Source organism: Rhizobacter sp. (genome assembly GCF_031412495.1).
GTDB lineage: Bacteria > Pseudomonadota > Gammaproteobacteria > Burkholderiales > Burkholderiaceae_C > Schlegelella_A.
Genome location: NZ_JANODC010000154.1, coordinates 1 through 2,189, shown reverse-complemented (window position 1 = coordinate 2,189; position 2,189 = coordinate 1). Strand labels below are relative to the sequence as shown.

Genomic DNA, 2,189 nt, shown 5'->3' with positions numbered 1-2,189 from the left:
CGCCTGCGCCGCGCCGGCGCGCTGCTGCGAGATCAGCGCATAGAGGTCGACATCGTCGCGCTCCCAACCGGCGAGCGTGGCGATCAGGTCGGCGCCGATGCCCTGCGGCACGAAGCCGGTCGCGCAGTTGGTTTCGGGGTCTTGCGCCCAGGCGCCGCCGTCGCTGCCGATCGGCACGCGCGACATGCTCTCGACGCCACCGGCGACGACCATGTCTTCCCAGCCGCTCGCGACCTTCTGCGCGGCGAGGTTCACTGCCTCCAGGCCCGAGGCACAAAAGCGATTGACCTGCATGCCGGCGACCCTGACATCCCAGCCGGCCTTGAGCGCCGCCGTCTTGGCGATCACCGAGCCTTGTTCGCCCACCGGCGAGACCACGCCCATGACCACGTCATCGAGCTGCGCGGGGTCGAACGCAAGGCGCTTCTGCAGCTTCGTCAACAGCCCGGCGAGCAGGTCGACCGGCTTGACTTCGTGCAGGCTGCCGTCCTTCTTGCCCTTGCCGCGCGGCGTGCGCACGGCGTCGAAGATCATGGCGTGGGTCATGGCAGGAGGGCTCCGAAGACGCGGCGGCGACGACGGTCGCCCGCATTGACAAGATTATCCGGCTGGGCACACTCGCCGGCACCGAGCAGGTGCTTGGTTGAACGCAGGCACATGACGGGCTATCGATCCATCTTCGCAGCGGGGCTCCTGCAGGGCCAGGCGGTCGTCGTCACCGGCGGCGGCTCAGGCATCGGCCGCTGCACGGCGCACGAGCTCGCGTCGCTCGGCGCCGCGGTGGCCGTCGTCGGCCGGCGCATCGACAGGCTCGAGGCGGTGCGACGGGAGATCGAGGCCGCCGGCGGCATCTGCTCCACGCATGCGTGCGACATCCGAGAGGAAGAGACGGTGCGGAGCACGATCGCCGCGATCCTGGCCCGGCACGGCCGCATCGACGCCCTCGTGAACAACGCCGGCGGCCAGTTCCCGGCGCCGCTCGCCTCGATCAGCGCCAAGGGCTGGGACGCGGTCGTGCGCAACAACCTCACCGGCGGCTTCCTCATGGCGCGCGAGTGCGTCACGCAATGGATGCTCGCTGCGACCTCCGGCAGCGACGCAGCCGATCGGCCGCCACGCCTGAACGGCGGCGCCATCGTCAACATCATTGCCGACATGTGGGGCGGCATGCCGGGCATGGGCCACTCGGGCGCGGCCCGCGCCGGCATGCTCAACTTCACCGAGACCGCGGCGCTCGAGTGGGCGCCGGTCCGCGTCAACGCCGTGGCGCCGGGCTGGATCGCATCGAGCGGCCTCGACCGCTACCCGCCCGAGATGCAGGCGACGCTGCGCGGCCTGCCCGAGCTCGTGCCGCTGCGCCGCCTCGGCACCGAGAGCGAGGTCTCGGCGGCGATCGTCTTCCTGCTTTCGCCGGCGGCGGCCTTCGTCTCCGGTTCCTGCCTGCGCGTCGACGGCGCGGCGCCGAACGCAAAGCGCGTCTGGCCCGAGGTCGGCAGCGGCGCGACCACCCCGCCCTTCGACGGCTTCCATCTCGCCGGCACGCCGCGCGTGCTCGAGGGGCGCTGAGCCGCGATGCCAGCGCTCTGCCTGCAGCTCGACACCGGCAGCGACGAGTTCCGCGCCAATCACGACCACACGCTGGCCCTGATCGAGCGCTGGCGCGCCCTCGAGGCGCGCACGCGCGCTGCCAGCGCACGCGCCGAAGCGCTGTTCGACAAGCGCGGCCAGCTCCTGCCGCGCGAGCGCGTCGCCCGCCTGCTCGACCCTGGCGTGCCCTTCCTCGAGCTCTCGACCCTCGCCGGCTGGCGGCAGGACAGCGAGGACGCCGAGCGCTCGGTGCCGGGCGGCGGCGCCATCGTCGGCATCGGCGTCGTCGCCGGGACGCGGGTGATGGTCGTGGCCGACGACGCCGGCATCGATGCCGGCGCGCTGCAGCCGCAGGGGCTCGAGAAGCTGCTGCGCGCGCAGGCGATCGCGCTGGAGAACCGGCTGCCCTTCGTGCACCTGGTCGAGTCCGCCGGCGCCAACCTCCTCAAGTACCGCGTCGAGCAGTTCGTCCGCGGCGGCACGCTCTTCTGCAACCTCGCCCGCCTGTCGGCCGCCGGCCTGCCGGTGATCGCGGTCGTGCACGGCTCGTCGACGGCAGGCGGCGCCTACATGACCGGCCTGTCCGACCACGTGATCATGGT

3 protein-coding genes are annotated in these 2,189 nt (G+C 72.3%); 2 read left to right on the top strand and 1 reads right to left on the bottom strand.

Annotated elements, in window-relative coordinates; all coding sequences use genetic code 11:
* A partial coding sequence (locus AC30N0_RS05615) for a thiolase family protein (protein WP_489516944.1) occupies positions 1 to 546 on the bottom strand: 546 nt, incomplete at its 3' end.
* Between the two features lie 111 nt (positions 547 to 657).
* On the opposite strand from AC30N0_RS05615, the gene AC30N0_RS05610 reads away from it, so the two are divergent.
* Positions 658 to 1,566 carry an SDR family oxidoreductase gene (locus AC30N0_RS05610; RefSeq protein ID WP_489516943.1) on the top strand — a complete coding sequence of 303 codons (909 nt, stop codon included), beginning with the start codon at positions 658 to 660 and terminating at the stop codon, positions 1,564 to 1,566.
* Between the two features lie 6 nt (positions 1,567 to 1,572).
* Positions 1,573 to 2,189, top strand: a 617-nt coding sequence (locus tag AC30N0_RS05605; protein ID WP_489516942.1) for a carboxyl transferase domain-containing protein, incomplete at its 3' end; no start/stop codon positions are given.

Excerpts from the sequence above, each read along its gene's own strand:
- AC30N0_RS05610 (WP_489516943.1), top strand. The coding sequence starts at position 658 with ATGACGGGCTATCGATCCATCTTCGCAGCGGGGCTCCTGCAGGGCCAG.